The sequence below is a fragment of the Georgenia sp. Z1491 genome, from assembly GCF_057652395.1.
In genome coordinates this window covers 1437262-1456639 of record NZ_CM172729.1, presented here as the reverse complement: position 1 = coordinate 1456639, position 19378 = coordinate 1437262, and the positions used below count along the sequence as shown (strand labels likewise).

Annotated in this window: 15 protein-coding genes; 7 read left to right on the top strand and 8 right to left on the bottom strand. The window is 74.8% G+C overall.

The genetic code is table 11. From position 1 onward, the window contains the following. From AC24HA_RS06775 to AC24HA_RS06765, 3 genes are all read right to left on the bottom strand, one after another. Positions 1–3489: an ATP-dependent helicase gene (locus AC24HA_RS06775; RefSeq protein WP_425708207.1), complete on the bottom strand. Its 3489-nt coding sequence runs from the start codon at positions 3487–3489 to the stop codon at positions 1–3. Then, positions 3486–6842 (bottom strand): PD-(D/E)XK nuclease family protein, encoded by a 3357-nt coding sequence (locus AC24HA_RS06770; RefSeq protein WP_425708208.1) that lies wholly within the window; start codon positions 6840–6842, stop codon positions 3486–3488. The genes AC24HA_RS06775 and AC24HA_RS06770 overlap by 4 nt, the downstream gene beginning before the upstream one ends. A gap of 142 nt (positions 6843–6984) precedes the next feature. After that, positions 6985–7842 carry a DUF3152 domain-containing protein gene (locus AC24HA_RS06765; protein ID WP_425708209.1) on the bottom strand — a complete coding sequence of 286 codons (858 nt, stop codon included), beginning with the start codon at positions 7840–7842 and terminating at the stop codon, positions 6985–6987. Positions 7843–7968: 126 nt separating this feature from the next. Between AC24HA_RS06765 and AC24HA_RS06760 the strand changes: the two genes are divergently transcribed. After that, positions 7969–8193: a DUF3107 domain-containing protein gene (locus AC24HA_RS06760; RefSeq protein WP_425708210.1), complete on the top strand. Its 225-nt coding sequence runs from the start codon at positions 7969–7971 to the stop codon at positions 8191–8193. A gap of 168 nt (positions 8194–8361) precedes the next feature. Next, positions 8362–10017 (top strand): DEAD/DEAH box helicase, encoded by a 1656-nt coding sequence (locus tag AC24HA_RS06755; RefSeq protein WP_425708211.1) that lies wholly within the window; start codon positions 8362–8364, stop codon positions 10015–10017. A 160-nt stretch (positions 10018–10177) separates the two neighbouring features. Here the strand turns inward: AC24HA_RS06755 and AC24HA_RS06750 are convergent, their stop codons facing one another. After that, positions 10178–10807, bottom strand: coding sequence for a MarC family protein (locus AC24HA_RS06750; protein ID WP_425708212.1), 630 nt, complete (start codon positions 10805–10807; stop codon positions 10178–10180). Then, complete coding sequence (locus AC24HA_RS06745) at positions 10804–11676, bottom strand: PHP domain-containing protein (protein WP_425708213.1); 873 nt, start codon at positions 11674–11676, stop codon at positions 10804–10806. Before AC24HA_RS06745 ends, AC24HA_RS06750 begins: the two co-directional genes overlap by 4 nt. Positions 11677–11717: 41 nt before the next feature. Between AC24HA_RS06745 and AC24HA_RS06740 the strand changes: the two genes are divergently transcribed. Continuing rightward, on the top strand, positions 11718–13259 hold the full coding sequence (locus tag AC24HA_RS06740; protein ID WP_425708214.1) for an aminopeptidase P family protein: 1542 nt from the start codon (positions 11718–11720) through the stop codon (positions 13257–13259). Between the two features lie 122 nt (positions 13260–13381). Here the strand turns inward: AC24HA_RS06740 and AC24HA_RS06735 are convergent, their stop codons facing one another. Further along, on the bottom strand, positions 13382–14188 hold the full coding sequence (locus AC24HA_RS06735; RefSeq protein WP_425708215.1) for a sugar phosphate isomerase/epimerase family protein: 807 nt from the start codon (positions 14186–14188) through the stop codon (positions 13382–13384). Next, positions 14185–15090, bottom strand: a complete 906-nt coding sequence (locus tag AC24HA_RS06730; protein ID WP_425708216.1) for a YflT domain-containing protein — start codon at positions 15088–15090, stop codon at positions 14185–14187. The genes AC24HA_RS06735 and AC24HA_RS06730 overlap by 4 nt, the downstream gene beginning before the upstream one ends. 126 nt (positions 15091–15216) lie before the next feature. On the opposite strand from AC24HA_RS06730, the gene AC24HA_RS06725 reads away from it, so the two are divergent. The 4 genes from AC24HA_RS06725 to AC24HA_RS06710 all read left to right on the top strand — a co-directional run bounded on the left by AC24HA_RS06725 (position 15217) and on the right by AC24HA_RS06710 (position 18876). Beyond that, entirely contained in the window at positions 15217–16527 is a 1311-nt protein-coding gene (locus AC24HA_RS06725; protein ID WP_425708217.1) for a magnesium transporter MgtE N-terminal domain-containing protein, read from the top strand. Beyond that, positions 16520–17191 carry a DUF1003 domain-containing protein gene (locus tag AC24HA_RS06720; RefSeq protein ID WP_425708218.1) on the top strand — a complete coding sequence of 224 codons (672 nt, stop codon included), beginning with the start codon at positions 16520–16522 and terminating at the stop codon, positions 17189–17191. Before AC24HA_RS06725 ends, AC24HA_RS06720 begins: the two co-directional genes overlap by 8 nt. Beyond that, positions 17188–18321 carry an Mrp/NBP35 family ATP-binding protein gene (locus AC24HA_RS06715; RefSeq protein ID WP_425708219.1) on the top strand — a complete coding sequence of 378 codons (1134 nt, stop codon included), beginning with the start codon at positions 17188–17190 and terminating at the stop codon, positions 18319–18321. Before AC24HA_RS06720 ends, AC24HA_RS06715 begins: the two co-directional genes overlap by 4 nt. A gap of 81 nt (positions 18322–18402) precedes the next feature. After that, on the top strand, positions 18403–18876 hold the full coding sequence (locus AC24HA_RS06710) for a MaoC family dehydratase (RefSeq protein ID WP_425708220.1): 474 nt from the start codon (positions 18403–18405) through the stop codon (positions 18874–18876). A 57-nt stretch (positions 18877–18933) separates the two neighbouring features. Here AC24HA_RS06710 and AC24HA_RS06705 read toward each other — a convergent pair whose 3' ends face one another. Beyond that, positions 18934–19368, bottom strand: coding sequence for a twin-arginine translocase TatA/TatE family subunit (locus AC24HA_RS06705; RefSeq protein ID WP_425708221.1), 435 nt, complete (start codon positions 19366–19368; stop codon positions 18934–18936). Positions 19369–19378: the final 10 nt, after the last annotated feature.

Genomic DNA, 19378 nt, shown 5'->3' with positions numbered 1-19378 from the left:
TCAGCTCCCGGGCCGGACCCCCCGCTCGATCGCGGACCTGATCCGCGCCTCGACCGCGGCCTCGTCGTCGGTCCGGGCGGGGATGGTCTCGGCGTGCAGCACGTAGTACAGGTGCGCGCGCACCTGGTCGATCGGTACGCCCTTCGCCCGCGACCACGCCAGCCGGTTGACGTCGAGCTGCAGGAGCTTCGCCGCCCGCTCGTCGGGCCCCGGCACCCGACCGGTCTTCCAGTCGACGATCTCCACGGTCCCGTCGACGTTCGCGTACACGGCGTCGATGCGGCAGCGCAGGACGAGCGGACCGACCGACACCTCGACGGCCTCCTCGACGGCGGTCGGTCGCCGGCTGCCCCACTCCGAGGACTCGAAGGCGTCCTGGAGTCGGCGGAGCTCGCGCTCGTCGACCGGGCCCCGGCCCGAGGCGGTGCCGGCACTCCCGCCGGCCCCGGTGGGTGCTCCCCCCTCGTCCGCGTCACCGTTGTCGGGGTCGAGCCCCAGGGCGCCACGCTCGGCGTCGTCGAGGTGGCCGGCCAGCCCGGTGAGGACCTCGGCCTCGAAGCGCCGCTCGACCCACTCGTGGAACCGCGTGCCGAGGTCGGCCTCGCGCCGCGGCGCCCGTGGCACGGGGCGCAGGATCTGCCGGGCGAACCATTCGGGGTCGCCCGCGAGCGAGACAAGACCGGTGGCGGCGAGGTGGTCGCCGAGCGGGACCTCGCCGCGGCGGGCGAGAAGCTCGTCGCGCTCGGCGAGCAGCAGCGCGGCGGCCCGGTCCCACCCCGAGGCACCCTCCCCGGCCTCGATATCCAGCGGCCCTGCCGACGCCGCGTCGACCGCGCGGGCGGCGGCGCGCACCCGACGGACCGCCTCCCCCTCGCGTCCGGGCGGCGGTGGCCAGGTGGCGACCCGCGCGCGCCCGATCTGCGTGTTCTCCTCCGGCGCATCGTCCGGGCGGTCGAGCAGGTGGCCCGTCAGCGGCTCGACCACACCGGCGTCGACGGCCTCGTCGAGGAACGGGGACCGGTACCGCTGCGTCTTCGTCTCCTTGGTGAAGCTCGCCCAGGTGAGGAGGAGCTCGCTCCGCGCGCGGGTGACGGCGACGTAGGCGAGCCGTCGTTCCTCGGTGAGCGCGTGCAGGCCGGCGGCGCGCCTGAAGTCCTCGAGGGCGTCGTCCATGCCGTGCTGGTCGGTCGCGTCGGCGAGCTCGAGCTTTGGGAGCCGGTCCGCGTCGCCGCGCACGCTCGCCGGGACGGAGCCGCGGTCGGTGAGCCAGGCGGAGTCCTTGGGGACGAACTCGGCGGGGTTCGCGAGGCTCGCGGGTACGGACACCTTCGGGAACGAACCGAGCGACAGCCCGGGGACGGCGACCACGTCCCACTCGAGCCCCTTCGACCGGTGCATCGTCATCAGCTGGACGACGCCGCGCAACGGGTCGTCGACCTCCGACTCGCCGGCCTGCGCGTCGGCCAGGCCGCCCTCCTGCTCCTCCGCGCGGTCGAGGTAGGCGAGGAAACCGGCGACCGTCGCGCCCTCGATGCCGTTCGCGTAGGTACCGGCGAGCCGCACGAGCTCGTCGAGGCCGGCGCGGGCGGTCGCCGGAGCCTCGCTCGACGCGGCGACGACCTCGAGGTCGAGGCCGAGCGCCTCGATCGCCACCCCGACGGCGTCGTGGACCGGTAGGCGCACGACCGAACGAATGCGGCCCAGCGCACGCGCCAGCCGCGAGAGCCGGTCGCGGGCGACGTCGGTGAGGGCGTGACCGGCCGAGGCCCACCCGTCGCGCGGGAGGTGGTCGATCGCCTCGGCGAGGGACTGCTCCTGCCGTGGGTCGATGGCCGTCTCCTCACGGTCGAGACCGGCCTCGCCCGCACTCTCGCCAGGCGCGTCGTCGGCGAGTTCCGCCGTGCCCGCCTCGGCGCCGTCGCGGAGCCCGAGCCGCGCCAGGTGCCCGGCCCACGCCCAGAGCGTGCGCAGGTCGGCCAGCCCCAGCCCGAGACCGGTGACGAGACGGACGAGCCGGTCGCCCCGCGTGGGGTCGACCGCGACGGCGAGCGCCGCGCGCACGTCGAGGATCTCCGGCCGGGTGACGAGCCCGCCGACCCCGACCACCTGACACGGCACGCCCTCGGCGCGCAGGGCGTCCTCGACGAGTGCGAGCTGGGCGTTGGTGCGGGTGAGCACTGCCGCCGTCGGGCCGGAGCCCGGTCTGCTCGCCTCGGCGGCGACGTGGGGCTCGTACCAGCGCTGCCGGAGCGCGAGAGCGAGCCCCGCCGCCTCCTCGCCGTCGGTGGCGAACCAGGCGCCCAGCACCGTCCCGTCCCCCGCGCCGGGCCGAGCGTCCAGGGTGGGCAGCCCGAGGCCGGAGCCCGAACGGAGCGGGCCGGCGATCGCGTTCGCGACGTCGAGGATCGCGTGGTCGTTGCGCCAGGACACCGACAGGTTCCGCACCGCCGCGGGCTCCGCGCCGCCGAACCGGGTCGGGAACTCCTCGAGGGCGGCGGCAGAGGCGCCTCGCCAGCCGTAGATCGACTGGTGCGGGTCGCCGACCGCCGTGACGGGCCACCCGCCGCCGAACGCAGCGGCCAGCAGGTCGGTCTGGGCCACGGAGGTGTCCTGATACTCGTCGAGCAGGACGAGCCGGTACCTCGCGCGGAGCTCGTCGCGCACCTCGGGGATCTCGGTGACGATCCGACGGGCGGCGTCGGCGATGTCGGCGAACGTGGCCACGCCGTTCGCGCGGCGCTCCTCGCGCAACGTCTGAACCATCTCGAGGAGCTCGACGCGGGCGAGGTGACTGGTGGCCACCGACCGCACCTCCGCGCTCGGTCCCTTCTTCCGCCCCGAGACCGGTGCCTCGAGCAGGGTCGACGCCGTCGCCGCCAGCTCGGTGCGCAGCGCCTCGGGCGTGACGTCGGAGGCGACGAGCGACATGGTCTGACCGTCGAGGTCGAGCACAGCCTTCACCAGGGTCGACAGCGCGGTGTCGGAGGAGTGGGCGAGCGGCCCGGTCCAGCCCGCGACGACCCGGTGGGCGAGCTCGTAGGTCTCGGCGGCGGTGATGAGGCGGGCGGTGGGGTCCAGGCCGAGCCGCAGGGCATGGTCCGTGTAGATGGCCCCGGCGAACGAGTCGTACGTGCTGACCTCGGGCCGCTCGGCCTCGAGGTCGTCGCGTGGTGCGGTCCGTCGGTGGCCGAGCGCCCGCCGGAGCGTGCCGAGCCGCTCGCGCAGGCGGACGTCGAGCTCGCCGGCCGCCTTGCGGGTGAACGTGAGGCCGAGGACCTGGTCGGGTCGCACGAGGCCGGCGTGGACGAGGTGGACGACCCGCAGCGACATCGTCTCGGTCTTTCCCGAGCCGGCGCCGGCGACGACGAGCTGGGGCGCCATCGGATGCGCCATGACGCCCGCCTGCTCCTCGGTCGGCGCGTAGCTGCTCCCGAGGAGTCGGGCGGTCCCGGCCGGCGTCACGGCCTGCGGCGTGCCGGGCTCGGTCATTCCGTCTCCTCGGAGGTGGTGGTCCCGCCGACGCGACGGCCGGCGGTCTGCAGCGGGCAGGAGGTGCGGACCTCGCAGAAGTCGCAGTACTTGTTCGTCCGGACGTGGACACCGGCTCCGGACATCTCGGTCACGGCGCGATCGACGAGCTCGTGCGCCCACGTGCCCCGGTCGGCGCCGAGGGCGTCCTGCTCCCGGATCGCCACGGACTTGTTGGGGGTGCCGAGGAAGACCAGCCGCGCGCCGGCGGGTTCCGCCCCCTCACCGCGGCGGTGCCGTTCGAGCAGGGCCGCCTGGTAGGCGCCGAGCTGGGCGTGCTCCTCGACCTCGGCCTGGCTGATGCCCTTGCCGGTCTTGAGGTCGGCGACCACCACCCGCCCGTCCGACTGGGTCTCGAGCCGGTCGATCTGCCCGCGGACGCGCGCCTCGCCCACGATCTCGTCGACGTCGACCTCCGTGGCGACCTGGACCGGAACGGCGACGTACTCGGCGAGCCGCTCGACGAGCCGCTCCGCCTTGGCCCGCTCCTGGTCGGCGGCGAGGCCCTCGCCGAGGTCGAGCTCACCGATCCGCTCGTGCAACGCGGACCGTAGCTCGTCGCGGCTGCCGGCCGGGTGCTGCTCGGCGATCTCGTGCACGAGGGTGCCGAGCGCCTGGCTGTCTGAGTCGCCGCCCCGCCCGCCGAACCGGGTGAGCGCCCACCGAAGTCCGCACGTGGTGACGGACTCGACGGCCGACGGGCTGACGGTGACCGGCTCGTCCGTGCTCCTCAGGGGCGCGAGCGTGCTCACCTCGTGGGCGAGCACCCACTCCTGCGGGTCCGCCCCTGCCACGCCCTCGGCGCGCAGCCGCGCGAGGACCCGGGCGGCGTCGGCGTCTCCCGGATCGTCGGCGAGGCGCCGGCGCAGCCGCGCGACGAGCTCACGCAGGTCCCGGGCCACGATCTGTTCCCGGTCCGCTGGCCGTGGCCGTGCGCCGGCGTCCGGAGCCGTGCGGGCCCCTGCGTCGCCGCGGTCGTGCGCGGCCGCGTCCCGCGCGAGGAGCTCGTGGAACAGCGAGGGGCGCGTGTCGACGCCATCGACGGCAGTGACGAGGAGCTTGCTCGTCGCGCGGGAAGTCGCGAGCACGAGCTGGCGCAGCTCGTCGTCCCGCACCTCCTTGCGGGCCTCGGTCCAGCGGTCGGCGCCGTCCCCGCGGCCGGTGACGACGTCGACGAGCGCCTGGCTGCCGAGGATCGTGTCGCGGCGGCGCATGTCCGGCCAGACGTCCTCCTGGAGGCCGGCGACCGCGACGAGGTCCCACTCCTGCCCGGCCGCCTGCGCGGGCGTGAGCACCTCGACGAGGTCGCGGCGGCCCGACTGGGCGGCGAGGGTGTCCTCGGCGACGCGCTGCTTCTCGACGCGGTCGACGAATCCGATCGCACCGGCCGTGGCGCCGCGCGCCTCGTACCGTTCGGCGGCGTAGAAGAGGGCGAGCACGGCGTCCAGGTCGGCGTGCGCCTGTGCGGCCCCGGCTCCCCCGTCGATCGCGCGCGTCTGCCACGGCTCGGCGAGGCCGGCCGCGTCCCATGCCGCCCACAGGACCGCCGTCGGTCCCTCTCCGGCGACGAGCGCGGTGCGCGTGCGCCCCACCACCCGCGCGACCCGCACGAGCGGGTCGGTCAGGGCTGCGGACATGGACCCGGGCAGGGCGGCGACGCCACCCTCGTCCACCGCCGCCACGGCGTCGAGCAGGACCGTGTCGGAGTCGACGGCGCCGCCGCGCGCCCCGCTCGCCGCCCGCAGCGTGCGCATGAGGCTGCGCAGGCCCACCGGGTCCGCACCGCCCACGGACGAGAGCATGAGGTCGCGCAGCGCCCGGCCCGTCGGCCCCTCGGCGGCCACGCGCACGGCCGCCAGGAGGGGTCGCACGGCAGGCTCGTCCCGCAGCGCACCCAGTCGACCCGGGGAGACGGGGACGCGCCGGGCACCGAGGAGCGCCCGCATCGAGCTCGCCTGACCGCTCGTCCGCACGACGACGGCGCACCGCCGGTACGGCAGGCCGTCGACGAGGTGGGCCTGGCGCACGGCGTCGGCGACGGTGTCGGCCTCGACGGCCGCGGAGCTGAGTGTGCGTACCTCGACGGCGGGCCACGGCTCGTCGCGGTCGGCCGTACGGCCCGCGTCTCGGTCGGCGTCGATCCCCGACGCCCCGGGATCCGGTGCAGGAACGGCTCCTCCTCCGGCGACCGGCGATCGCCGACGCGCCAGACCGGGCCCGCCGGCGGGCAGCCGCTCGGTCAGCCGGGCCACCGCGGCGCGCAGGCCGCGCGTCCCGCGGTGCACCTCGGGCAGGAGCCGGACCTGGGCGCCGAACCCCCCGTCGGAGAAGTCCGACGTCGCCTCGGCGACCAGGGTGGGGCTCCCGCCCCGGAACGTCTGCACGGCGACGTCGGGGTCACCGAGCAGGAGCAGCCGCGCACCGTCCCGGACGAGCACGCGCAGCAGGCGCGCGGTCGAACGGGTGACGTCCTGGTAGTCGTCGACGACGACGAGGTCCCACCGCGGCACGGTCGGTGCACCGGCGGTCCCGGCCGGGACGCCGGTCGGTGGTACGTGCCAGGAGTTGAGGACGAGCGCCGCCTCGTCGACGAGTCGCGCGGAGTCGTAGCGCCGATAGCGGCGCTCGGGGCCGAGTCCCACGGCGGGCGCCTGCTCGTCGGCCGCGTCCTGAGCGCCGGTGCTGTCGCGGTACTGCTCGAGGACCGCGGCCACCGCGGCCCACTCGGGCCGGTCGTGGTCGGCAGCGAGACGCCGGAGGTCGTCGGGCTCGAGGTCGAGCTCGCCCGCGCGCGCCAGGATGTCCCGCAGCTCGTGCCGGAAGGCGTCCAGCCCGAGCGCCTCGGCGGGTACGGACGCAGGCCACCCGGGTGACGTGACCTGCCCCGAGTCGTGCGCATCGAGCAGCTCCGCGAGGATGCCGTCCTCGTCGGGGCCGGACAGGAGAGCGGGCTCCGGACCGCCCCAGTAGGCGGCGTGCTGCCCGAGGAGCGCGAACGCGAAGGAGGTCGGCGTGACGACCTGCACCGCGGCGTCGTGCGCCCCGGTCCGGTGGGCGACCTCGTCCCGCAGACGACCGGCCACGCGCCGGGACGGTGTCAGGAGCGCGACGCGGCGGCCCGCGCGGGCCGCCTCGACGACGGTCTGCACGGCCAGCGTGGTCCGCCCCGCGCCGGGGGCGCCGAGCGTGAGCAGGTGCGGGCCCGGGCCGGCCGCCAGCTCGTCCGCGACCGACCGGGCCACCTGGCTCAGCGGCACCTCGACGGGCTCGGGAGCGGTGTCGAGGCGCAGCCGAGGACGGACCGGGGAGGACATGCCGTCATGCAACCACGCAGGTCCGACATCCGCGGTGCGCCCGTGGGTCGACGTCCGGTTCGCCCGGTCGGCGGGTGCTCGGATCGGTCGCGCTGCGGCAGGCCGACCGGCGCAGCGCCCGGCCCCCCGCCCGCTGCGGGCTCTACTCCTCGGCCACCCAGGCGTTGGGGACGCAGTCCTGCAGGCTGATCGACTGCTGGACCATGACCGGGGCCGGGTCGCCCGGCGCGGGGCAGTCCACGTGCTGGTACCCCAGGAGGTGACCGACCTCGTGGTTGACGAGGTACTGCCGGTACTGCGGCAGCGTCCCGCCGGCCTCGAGGAACGGCTCGATCGACTCCCCGAACCGGTCGGCGTTGAGGACCGCCCGGCCGTTGCGGCCGCACGAGTAGATGCCGCCGACGTCGAGCGGCTCGCACAGCTCGATGCTCAGCGGCCCGTCCGCGAGAGTGACACCGAAGTCCGCGTCCTCGCCGTCGACGCGCTCGAACGCCACCGAGCCGTCGTGGCCCCAGCCGCGGTCGTCGTTGAGGGTGTCCAGCACGTAGTCGGCGAACGCCTCGCGGTCCACCGGCAGGCCGCGCTCGACCTCGACCCGCACGCTGTAGGTCCGCTCGGCCTCGCGCGGCGCCGGATCGGTGCCCGCCACCACGCGCAGGGAGCCGGATCCCTCCGCGGCCACGAGATCGCCCCGGATCCCCGCGCCGTAGGCGTCCTCGTCCACGCCCTCGGGCAGATCGACGTCGGTGTCCCCGGCCCCGTCGGCCGCCGTGCCGTCACCGTCCGTGCCGTCGGGGACCTGCACGAGCTCGAGCAGGGTCGGTTCGTCGTCGTCGGGCAGCAGCGGTCCCGGGCGCGCGGCCCACGCCGCGCGCAGGTCCACGTCGCTGCCCGCGGCGTGCTCGTCCGCGACCGTCGGCGCGGCGAGGAGGGGCGACGAGACCAGCGCGGCGCACGCGAGAACGCCGAGAACGGTCGGGAGTCGTCTGGAGTCGGACATCGCCGACCAGTCTGGCAGCCGGGCCCCGACCTGTCAGTGAGCGCCCTTACGATGGAGCAGCACCACCTCGGTGACTCGCTTCCCAGCACGAGGCCCGCCGCGAGCGGGCCGGACGGAGGAACATCAATGCAGGTCACGATCGGTATGCGGTCGAGCATGCGCGACGTCGTCGTCGAGATCGACTCCGACGAGGAGGCCTTCGTCGCCTCCGTCCGTGAGGCGCTGGCGTCCGACTCGCCGCTCGACGTCACGGACTCCAAGGGCAAGCGGTTCCTCGTGCCCGCCGCCGCGATCGGGCACGTCGAGATCGGCGCGGTCGAGGACCGCCGCGTGGGGTTCGGCCTGGGCTGAGTCCCGTCCCACTCCTCCGGTCCCGCCGAGCGGCGCCGGGAGGAGTATCGTCGAGGGGTCCCGGCTGACCGGTCGTTGTTCCTGCGAATCCTCGGGCGCCCAGCGCCCTGCACCGTGTGCGATCGGCTGCCCGCGCCAACCCGGCGCACCGCCGACCGAAGAAGGATCATGACCACCCCTGCCACCTCGGGCGTCGTCGACGTCTCCGGCGCCCACGCGCCCGTCGAGACCGACGCCGCCACCCCCGACATCACCGATGCCGACACGCCCAGCGTCCCGGCCGAGCAGACGTTCGCCGACATCGGCGTCGCGGAGCCGATCGCCGGCGCCCTGCGCGACGTCGGCATCACGCACCCGTTCCCGATCCAGTCCCTCACCCTGCCCGTGGCGCTCAAGCGCGCCGACATCATCGGCCAGGCCAAGACGGGCACCGGCAAGACGCTGGGCTTCGGCATCCCGCTGCTGCAGCACACCCTCGCCCCGGGCGAGGACGGCTACGACGAGCTGCTCGACCCCGGCGCCCCGCAGGGTCTCGTCGTCGTGCCCACCCGTGAGCTGGCCAAGCAGGTCGCGGAGGACCTCGTCGCCGCGTCCCGCCGCCGCTCCGTGCGGATCGTCCAGGTCTACGGCGGCCGCGCCTACGAGCCGCAGATCGCCGCGCTCGAGGCCGGCGTCGAGGTCGTCGTCGGTACGCCCGGCCGGCTCATCGACCTGCTCAAGCAGAAGGTGCTGCGCCTGAGCGCCGTGTCCACCGTCGTGCTCGACGAGGCCGACGAGATGCTCGACCTCGGCTTCCTGCCCGACGTCGAGACCCTGCTCTCCCGCACGCCCGCCAACCGGCACACGATGCTGTTCTCGGCCACGATGCCGGGCGCGGTCGTCGCGCTCGCGCGGCGCTACATGACGCGGCCGACGCACATCCGGGCCCAGGACCCCGACGACACCGGCGCGACGGTCAAGGCCACCCGCCAGGTCGTCTACCGGGCGCACGCGATGAACAAGGTCGAGATGCTCGCCCGGATCCTCCAGGCGCGCGAGCGCGGGCTGACCATCGTCTTCACGCGCACCAAGCGCACCGCCGCCAAGGTGGCCGACGACCTCGCCGACCGCGGGTTCGCGTCGGCCGCGATCCACGGCGACCTCGGCCAGGGCGCCCGTGAGCAGGCGCTGCGCGCGTTCCGCACCGGCAAGGTCGACATCCTCGTCGCCACCGACGTGGCCGCCCGCGGCATCGACGTCGACGACGTCACGCACGTCATCAACTACCAGTGCCCCGAGGACGAGAAGATCTACCTCCACCGCATCGGCCGTACCGGCCGCGCGGGCAACTCGGGCACCGCGGTGACGTTCGTCGACTGGGACGACATCCCGCGCTGGTCGGTCGTCAACAACGCGCTCGGCCTGGGCCTGGCCGAGCCGCCGGAGACGTACCACACCTCCGAGCATCTCTACGCGGACCTCGACATCCCCGAGGGCACGGGCGGCACGCTGCCCCGCTCGGCCCGCACGCGCGCCGGGCTCGGCGCGGAGGAGGTCGAGGACATCGGTGAGACCGGGAAGTCCGCGGGCTCGCGGCAGAGCTCGCGCCGGTCCGACGGCGGGCGCGGTGACGGCGCCCGACGCGACGGGCCGCGCTCCGGCGGTAGGTCCGAGGGCGGTCGGCCCGACGGCGCGCGTTCCCGGCGCTCCGGCGAGCAGGACGGCCGGTCCGAGCGCTCCGGCGGCGAGGGCGGGTCCGGCCGACCCAGGCGGCGGCGTCGCCGTCGCACGGGTGGTTCCGCCGGCGGCGGTCAGGGCGCCAGCGCCCCCGCCTCGACCGACTGAGCCCCGGCCGGCCCGGAGCGGTTGCCCCCGAGGCTCCCGCTCCGGGCCGCGCTCCTGATGTCGAGGTCGTGCCTGCGGTGGCGAGATCGTGCGTGCGAGGCACGAACTCGCCAGCCCAAGCACGACCTCGCTCGCCGAGGGCGCGCGGGAGCGGGTCCGGTCAGCGACCGGCGAGGTACATGTCGACGAACGCGAAGGTCGCCGTCGCGACGAGCTGCACCGCGATCGCGGCGAGCAGCATGCCGGACAGGCGCGTGACGAGCGTCGTCCCCGAGACCCCGAGCACGCGGTGGACCACGCTCGAGAAGCGCAGCGAGAGCCCGATGACGACGTGCAGACCGACGATGCCGATCACCACGCCGGTGAGCTGCGGTCCGGTGTCCGCGTCCTGCACGGCCAGCATCGCAGCGACGATCGCGCCCGGCCCCGCCATGAGCGGGGTCCCCATCGGCACGAGCGCGACCGCGGCGCCGGAGCCCGAGGGGCCGGGCTCCTCGGCGGCCCCGCTGAGGAGCTGCATGGCCACGATGAGCAGCAGCAGGCCACCGGCGAGCTGCAGCGCGGGCACGGTGATGCCGAGGAAGTCGAGGATGTAGGGCCCACCGGCCGCGAACGCCCCGATCACCCCGAGGGAGACGCACGTGGCGGCGAGCGCCGCACGGCTGCGCTCGCGGATCGTCATCGTGGAGGTCAGGGACAGGAAGATGGGCAGGTTGCCCACCGGGTCCATGATGACGAACAGCGTGACGAAGGTGGAGACCAGGACCGCGAGGTCGACGAGGTCGCTCATCGCGCGTCCCGGTGTCCGGCGCCCGCGAGCGGGAGCGTGCCTGCCGCGACGATCCGCTCGAGCTGGCCCGGGTCGGTGAGGTGGTCGCCCAGGCGGTTGGTCTTGCCTGTGCCGTGGTAGTCCGAGCTGCCCGTGACGAGCAGGTCGTGCCGCTCGGCGAGGCGCCTGAGCCCGGCGCGCGCCTCGTCGTCGTGGTCGAGGTGGTCGACCTCCAGCCCGAGCAGGCCGGCCTCGATCGCCTCGTCCAGCGCCCGGGCAGTCAGCGCCCGGCCGCGCTGCGCCCACGGGTGCGCCATGACCGGCACGCCGCCCGCCTCCCGGACGAGCCCGATCGCCTCGCCCACGTCGGGCGCGTAGTGCGGGACGTAGTACTTCGTGCGGTTGGCGCACGGCCCGCCGGGCGCGAACGCGGCGTTGCGGTTCGGCACGTGTCCGGCGGCGACGAGCGCGTCCGCGATGTGGGGCCGGCCGACGGTGGTGCCGTCGTCGACGTGGCGCAGGACGTCCTCCCACGTGATCGGGAAGTCCACGGCGATGCGCTCGACCATCATCCGGGCCCGGTCCAGCCGGGAGGAGCGGGCCCGCTCGGTGCGCGCGAGCAGGCCCGGATGCCCGGGGTCGAACAGGTAGGCCAGCAGGTGGATCGAGCGTCCCTCGTGCTGGGTGGAGACCTCCATGCCGCGCAGGATCGTCACGCCGAGGCGCTCCCCCGCCGCGACGGCGTCGGCCCAGCCCGCCGTCGTGTCGTGGTCGGTGACGCCGAGGACGTCGATGCGTGCGGCGGCGGCCGCCTCGACGAGTCCGGTCGGGCTGTCGGTGCCGTCCGAGACCGTCGAGTGCGTGTGGGGGTCGATCCGCGCCGTCGTCACCGGACGGAGTGTACGGGCGCGCGCGGTGCGACGATGGGGGCATGACCTCCTCCTCCGACGCCACCCGGTCCGCCACTCCCGCCGACGGCCAGCCCGTCGAGGACCGCGGCTCGAACCGGTCCCAGCGCCCCAGCTCGGCGGCGTTCCGTGCCTTCATCGCCGACGGCTGGGAGGAGACGGAGGCCCCGCTGCCCGACCGCCTGCCGTCCGCGGACACGGCGGCGGCGGCGCGCGCGGCCATCTCCCTCGAGCTCCCCGGCGAGCGGCTGGTCCTCCCGGGCGGCGACCTGCGCGTGCGCAGCAACGACACGGACCACCCGTTCCGCGCCCACTCGGCGTTCGCCCACCTCACGGGCTGGGGCGCGGCGACCGAGCCCGACTCGGTGCTCGTCCTGCACCCCGAGGGCGACGGCCACGAGGGCGTCCTGTACCTCCGCCCGCGGGCCGGGAAGGACACCGAGGAGTTCTACGCCGACTCCCGGTACGGCGAGCTGTGGGTCGGGGTGCGGCCCTCCTTGGAGGAGGTCGCTGCCGCCACCGGCCTGCGCACCGCGCACATCGACACCCTGCGGGACGACCTCGCCAAGGACGCCGGCGTCGGGCAGGTGCAGGTCCGCCTCGTCACCGGCGCCGATCGGGCGGTCACCGCGCTCGTCGACGAGGTGCGCGCGCAGGCCGGCCTCACGAGCACCGCCGGCGCGGACGCCGAGCTCACCGAGCGGCTGTCCGAGATCCGGCTCGTCAAGGACGAGTGGGAGGTCGGCGAGATCCGCTCCGCGGTCGCCGCCACCGCCCGGGGCTTCGAGGACGTGGTCCGCTCGTTCCCCCGGGCGTCCGGCCACGAGCGGGGCGAGCGCGTCGTCGAGGGGGCGTTCGCGGCCCGGGCCCGCGAGGACGGCAACGGCATGGGCTACGAGACGATCGCGGCCGCCGGCAACCACGCGAACACGCTGCACTGGATCCACAACGACGGCGAGGTCCGGCCCGGCGACCTCCTCCTGCTCGACGCCGGCGTCGAGGTCGACTCCCTGTACACCGCCGACGTCACGCGCACGCTCCCGGTGGACGGCGTCTTCACCGAGCCGCAGCGCCGGGTCTACCAGGCGGTCCTCGACGCGGCCGACGCGGCCTTCGCCGTCGCCGCCCGGGTCGGCGAGGGCGGCGCGCGCGTCCGGTTCCGTGACGTCCACACCGCGGCGATGGAGGTCGTCGCCGCCCGCCTGGCCGAGTGGGGGATGCTGCCCGTCGACGCCGCCATGTCGCTCGAGCCCGACGGCCAGTACCACCGCCGGTGGATGGTGCACGGGACGTCGCACCACCTCGGCCTGGACGTCCACGACTGCGCGCAGGCCCGCCGGGAGATGTACCTCGACGCCGAGCTCGTCCCGGGCATGGTGTTCACGATCGAGCCCGGCCTGTACCTGCGGGCCGACGACCTCAAGGTGCCCACGGAGCTGCGTGGGATCGGCGTGCGGATCGAGGACGACGTGCTCGTCACCGAGGACGGGGTGGAGAACCTGTCGGCCGCCCTGCCCCGCACGCCGAGCGCGATCGAGGCGTGGATGGCAGACCTGCGCGGCTGACCTCGCTCGCGTGGTCGACCGTCCACGACGGGGCGGCGGGTTCGTCGACCGAGCAGGCCTGCTGAGCGCCCGCCCGGTCGTCGACACCCCTGCCCGGTCCCCGAGGAACGGCCGCGCTCCGGCTACCCCGCTCGGTCCGCGGCCAGGTGCTCGCGCGCGAACCTGAGCGACTCCATGCACATCGTGCGTCGCTGCAGGGACGACACCGACCGGGTGTTGATCTCCACGACCACGGAGCCGCCGAACCCGGTGTCCCGCAGGTGGGCCAGGACCTCGGCGCACGGCTGGTTGCCGTGACCGGGCACCAGGTGCTCGTCCTTGATCGTCCCGGAGCCGTCCGTGAGATGCAGGTGCGCGAGCTTCTTCCCCAGCGAGCGGACCATCGCCATCGTCGCCTCGGCGTCCATCCCGGAGGTCGCCGCGTGGGACAGGTCGATCGTCACCGAGCCGTAGTCGTGCTCGGTGGGGTCCCAGCCCGGTGAGTAGGCCTTGACGTGCGCGCCGCCGGCCTGGGCCTGCCAGGTGAACATGTTCTCCACGGCGAGCCGCACGCCGTCGCGCGTCGCCTCCCGCTCGGCGACGGCGTCGACGAACTGGCGGGCGTACTTCCGCTGCCACCTGAACGGCGGGTGCAGCACGACGACGTCGGCACCCACCTGCCCCGCGAGGTCCACCGACCGGTCGACCTTCTCCCACGGGTCGCGGCCCCACACGCCCTGCGTGAGCAGCAGCGTGGGCGCGTGGATCGCGTGCACGGGCAGGCCGTACTTCCGCGACAGCGCGTTGATGAGGCGTGGCTCGCGGGACTCGGGCGCGGTGAGCACCATGATCTCCACGCCGTCGTAGCCGAGCTCCGCCGCCATGGCGAAGGTGTCCTCCACCGACCCCGGCATGACGGAGGCCGTGGAGAGGCCGACCGGGATGCTCACGGCTGGTCGGGCCCGCCCGCCTCGGTGGCCGGGCGGTTCTCCGCGGCCCCTCGGTGCTCGTCCGCCTCACGCAGCTGGGCCTCGGCGTGTGCGCGCTGCTCCGGGGTGAGGTCCTCGAGGCGGGCGCCGTAGCGCGGCGTGCCGTCGACGCCGGGGGCGAAGCCGGTCGGCGCCGGGCGGCCGGGCTGATCCTCGACACCGGTGTCCTGCTGCACTTCTCCGGGCGCGCTGCCGGTCCCACGGGCGCCCGGGGTCCAGGCGTCCTGGCCGCCGCCGGCCGCAGCTCCGCCGACACCGGCCGCAGCGCCGCCGGCACCCTGAGCGCCGGCGCCATAGGCACCGCCGCCGTGCGGGCCCGCGGGCCCGCCCGCGCCGGAGGGCGCCGCCTGCGCCCGGGCGGTCGTGGCGGGCGCGTCGCCGATCAGGCCCGCCGAGCTCAGGGCGGCGCGCATCTCGTCGGCGGCCGTCGGACCGGCGATGACCACGTACCGCTTGGCGACGACCGTGCTGGCCGAGGTGAAGTCGCGGGTCTTGGGCCGGACCGCGTAGCTGACGATGCCCAGCAGCACGCCGAAGGCCGCGCCGACGAGCACGGGGATGACGAAGTCGACGAGCCCGAAGTTCCCGATGACCAGCCACATGACCAGAGCCATCATCAGACCGAACCAGGCTCCGGTGAGCGCGCCGGAGCCGGCCACCTTCCCGTAGTCGAGCCGCCCGGTGATGCGCTCCACGAGCCGCAGGTCCTCCCCCACGATCGACACGAGACGCACGTCGTGATCGTTGTCGGAGAGGTGGTCGACGGCCCGCTGCGCCTCCTCGTAGCTGGAGTAGGCGGAGATCTGGACCCCCGTGGGGATCGATTGCGCCTTCGCACCGAGCGGCTGGTTCGTGATGGACATGGGCCCAGTATCCCGCTCGCCCCGACCCGGCCGCCACCGCGCACCGCGCACCGCGCACCGTCCGCCACCGCGCCCCGCGGGCCGTCCGCCGCGTGCGACCTGCCCGCCCGTGGTTACGCTGCGCTCGTGACAGCCACCACGCCCCGACCGACCACCGTCGCGCGCGTCTACGTGGCCCGGCTCGCCGGTACCGCCGTCTTCGACCCGATCGGCGACCAGGTGGGGCGGGTGCGCGACGTCGTCCTGCTCACCCGGGTCCGGGCCGCGCCGCGCGCCGTCGGGCTCGTCGTCGAGGTGCCCGGCCGGCGCCGCATCTTCGTGCCGCTGACCCGCGTCACGGCGATCGAGCCCGGGGCCGTCATCACCACCGGATTGCTCAACCTGCGCCGGTTCCAGCCAAGAGCGGCGGAGCGCCAGGTGGTCGGCGAGCTCCTCGACCGACGGGTCACGCTGGCCGACGGCTCGGGCGAGGCGACCGTCCTCGACCTCGCGATCGAGCAGCAGCGCAACCGGGACTGGCTCGTGACGAAGGTCTTCGTCCGCCGCCACCGGCCCCGGGCGACGTTCCAGCGCGGGGAGACCCTCGTCGTCGGGATCGAGGGCATCACCGACCTCACCGGTGCGACGCTGTCCCAGGGCACCGAGTCCCTGCTCGCCCAGCTCACCGACCTCAAGCCGGCCGACGTCGGGGACGTCCTGCACGACCTGCCCGACCACCGCCGGCTCGAGGTCGCCGCCCAGCTGCCGGACGAGCGCCTCGCCGACGTGCTCGAGGAGATGGGTGAGGACGACCGGGTCCACATCGTCTCCGGCCTCGACCTCGAGCGGGCGGCCGACGTGCTCGACGTCATGCAGCCCGACGACGCCGCCGACCTCATGTCCGAGCTCCCCGAGTCGACGGCCGCGGCACTGCTCGAGCGGATGGAGCCGGACGAGGCGGAGGACGTGCGCCGCCTGCTGGCCTACGACGAGCACACCGCCGGCGGCCTCATGACGACCGAGCCGGTGATCCTCCCGCCGGAGGCCACCGTCGCGACGCTGCTCGCCCACGCGCGCCGCCGCGACGTCCCCGCCGCCCTGGGTGCGCTGGTCTTCGTCGTCCGCCCACCGCTGGAGACACCGACCGGGCGGCTGCTCGGTGTTGTCCACCTCCAGCGCGCGCTGCGCGAGCCACCGGTCACGGCCGTCGGCACGCTGCTGGACACGGACATCGACCCGGTGCTGCCCACCGACGGGCTCGGGAAGGTGACCCGCCTGCTCGCGACCTACAACCTCACCGCGCTGCCGGTGGGCGACGAGGACGGACGCCTCCTCGGCGCCGTCTCCGTCGACGACGTCCTCGACCACCTCCTGCCCGAGGACTGGCGCGAGGCCGACGGGGACGTCACCGACGAGGCCATGGACGAGAGCGTGGAGGAGCGGCGAACCGATGACTGACCGGCTCGACACACCGACGACCAGACGCCCCCGCCTCCTGCGTCGCACGAGCGATCCCGACCGGGTCGGGCGCGTCTCGGAGTCCGTGGCGACGTTCTTCGGCACGCCGCGGTTCCTCATCTACCTCACTGTGTTCGTCGTCGTGTGGCTCGCCTGGAACACGTGGGGGCCGGCCGACCTGCGGTTCGACTCGCAGGAGTTCGGCTTCACGGTCCTGACCCTCATGCTGTCGCTCCAGGCGTCGTACTCGGCCCCGCTCATCCTGCTCGCGCAGAACCGCCAGGTCGACCGGGACCGGGTCTCGGCCGAGCAGGACCGCCAGCGGGCCGAGCGCAACCTCACCGACACCGAGTACCTCACGCGGGAGATCGCCTCGCTGCGCATGGCCGTCGGCGAGGTCGCCACCAGGGACTTCGTGCGCTCGGAGCTGCGCGACCTGCTCGCCGACGAGGTCGCCGACCGGGACCGCCGCATCGTCGAGCTCGAGAAGGAGCTGGCCGGGCTGCGCGGGACCGTCACCGACGACGCGCACGCCCCACGGGACGACACCCGCGACGGCGCCGGACGCGCCGGCCCCGCGGGCGACGCCGGTCCGGACGCCCCCGGTCGGGGTGACCAGACGCACCGGGACGCGGGCCCGGGGCTGCCTACCATGGAGGCATGACCGCCCCCACGATCGAGTCCGTCCGCGCCGAGCTGACAAAGGTCATCGACCCCGAGATCCGCCGCCCCATCACCGAGCTGGGCATGGTGCGCAGCATCGACATCGGGGAGGCGGGTGACGTCGAGGTCGGCATCGACCTCACGACGGCGGGTTGTCCGCTGAAGGACACGATCACCCGCGACGTGACGAACGCCGTCGCCGCGCTCGACGGCGTGAGCGGCGTCAGCGTCGCGATGGGCGTCATGACCGAGGAGCAGCGCAAGGAGCTGAAGACGCAGCTCCGGGGCGGCGTGCCGGAGCCCGAGATCCCGTTCAGCAAGCCCGGCAACCTCACGCGCATCTACGCGGTGACGTCCGGCAAGGGCGGCGTGGGCAAGTCGACGGTCACCGCGAACCTCGCCACGGCGATGGCCGCGACCGGCCTCAAGGTCGGGGTCCTCGACGCCGACATCTACGGCTTCTCGATCCCACGCATGCTCGGGGTCGAGCTGCCACCGACCAAGGTCGACGACATGATCCTCCCGCCCGTCCAGCACGACGTGAAGGTCATCTCGATCGGCATGTTCGTCCAGGACCGCCGCCCCGTCGTATGGCGCGGGCCGATGCTCCACCGGGCGCTGCAGCAGTTCCTCGCCGACGTCTACTGGGGGGACCTCGACGTCCTCCTCCTCGACCTTCCGCCCGGGACCGGGGACATCGCCATCTCGGTCGCGCAGCTGCTGCCCGGCTCGGAGATCCTCGTGGTCACCACCCCGCAGGTCGCCGCCTCCGAGGTGGCCGAGCGCGCCGGCACCATCGCCGAGCAGACCCGGCAGAAGGTCGTCGGCGTCGTGGAGAACATGAGCTGGTTCGAAGGGCCCGACGGCACGCGCACCGAGCTGTTCGGCTCCGGCGGCGGTGCGGAGACGGCCCGCAGGCTCAGCGAGACGCTCGGCTACGACGTCCCGCTGCTCACCCAGCTCCCGCTGGAGGTCCCGGTCCGTGAGGCCGGCGACACCGGCGTCCCGGCGACCGTCTCCCCGGCCGCCGCGTCGTCCCCCGCGACCGTGGCCCTCCTCGACCTCGCCAGCCGCCTCGGCACCCGCGCGCGGGGACTCGCCGGCCGGTCGCTCGGCGTCACCCCGGTCTGAGCGCCACCGACGCACCCGCACACCACCCGTCGACGCGGCCACGCGTGTCGAAGAGCCACCCATGACCAAGGAGCACCGCGCATGACCGCGACCGGCCTGTACCTCGAGGACCTCACGGTCGGCGACGAGATCACGAGCGCGACCTACCGCCTCGAGGCCGAGGAGATCGTGGAGTTCGGTCGCCGGTACGACCCGCAGCCCTTCCACACCGACCCCGAGGCCGCGGACGAGTCGTTCTTCCGTGGCCTGGCCGCGAGCGGGTGGCACACCGCCTCCGTGACGATGCGCCTCGTCGTCGAGAGCGTGCCGCTGGCCGCCGGCGTCATCGGCGCCGGGGCCGAGCTCGAGTGGCCGCGCCCCACGCGGCCGGGCGACACGCTCCGGGTCGTCAGCACGGTCCAGGAGATCCTGCCCTCACGCTCGCGGCCGGACCGCGGCATCGTCGTCGTGGAGTGCCGCACCCTCAACCAGGACGACGAGCTGTGCCAGCGGATGGTCACCAAGCTGGTCGTCATGCGCTCCCCCGGGTCGGTGGAGGCGCCGGCGGAGAGCTGAGCCGCCGCAGGACCGACGCACGGTCGGGTCGCGTCCGGGTCGGACGTCACCGACCGGTCAGGTCGCGTCCGGGTCGAACGGCGCCGGGCGGGTCGGGTCGACCGGGTCGGCCCGCGGACGCTCCGGTGCGCCGTCCGGGTACCCGGCAGTGCCGGCGAGGCCCGACGCCACCGACCCCGCGGCGGCACCCGAGGCGCCGGAGGACGCCCCCGTGTACTCGGCCGGCGTGGCAGGACGGGCGGTGCGCGCCGGCTCCTTCATGGCGTCGGCGACGATCCGGCGCGGATCGTACTGTCGCGGGTCGAGGGACTTGAGGTCGTCCAGGTCGTCGCCGAGCTCGGCACGCACCTTGTCCCCGGTGTCCCGGGCGACGGCCACCACGCGCCGCACGACCCGCGCGAGCTGGCGCGAGAGCTCCGGCAGCTTCTCCGGTCCGACGACGAGGAAGCCCACGAGCAGCAGGACGACGAGCTCGCTCCCGCTGATCCCCATGGCACCCCAT